At 45.2% G+C, this 425-nt stretch carries 2 protein-coding genes and 1 pseudogene; 2 read left to right on the forward strand and 1 reads right to left on the reverse strand.

Going from position 1 to position 425, the window contains the following annotated elements:
• Both OGY19_RS01790 and OGY19_RS01795 read left to right on the forward strand, forming a co-directional pair.
• A partial coding sequence (locus OGY19_RS01790) for an IS1 family transposase (protein ID WP_071603212.1) occupies positions 1-64 on the forward strand: 64 nt, incomplete at its 5' end.
• A gap of 30 nt (positions 65-94) precedes the next feature.
• Positions 95-343: pseudogene (locus OGY19_RS01795) on the forward strand (transposase); the annotation flags it as partial.
• A gap of 9 nt (positions 344-352) precedes the next feature.
• Here OGY19_RS01795 and OGY19_RS01800 read toward each other — a convergent pair.
• On the reverse strand, positions 353-425 hold a 73-nt coding region (locus OGY19_RS01800; protein ID WP_286596196.1), incomplete at its 5' end, for a hypothetical protein.

A 425-nucleotide genomic window follows, 5' to 3' on the forward strand; every position in this document is an offset into this window, starting at 1 on the left:
AAAATCGGTGGAGCTGCATGACAAAGTCATCGGGCATTATCTGAACATAAAACACTATCAATAAGTTGGAGTCATTACCTAAAGAGAGGTGCCCATGAGCGGTAAGCGTTATCCCGAAGAGTTTAAAACTGAAGCAGTCAAACAGGTTGTCGATCGCGGTTATTCTGTTGCCAGTGTTGCAACACGTCTCGATATCACCACTCACAGCCTTTACGCCTGGATAAAGAAGTACGGTCCGGATTCTTCCGCTAATAAAGAACAGTCAGTTGCTCAGACCGAGATCCGCCGTCTCCAGAAAGAGCTGAAGCGGGTTACCGACGAACGGGACATATTAAAAAAAGCCGTTGTAGATTCAATCTGTCAACGCAACACTCCTTTCAATTATCTCTTTCGGTGTTTTGAACTTCAGTGTCTTTCTTGGCCTG

Source organism: Citrobacter sp. Cy070, from assembly GCF_030332245.1.
Classification (GTDB): Bacteria; Pseudomonadota; Gammaproteobacteria; order Enterobacterales; family Enterobacteriaceae; genus Citrobacter; species Citrobacter youngae.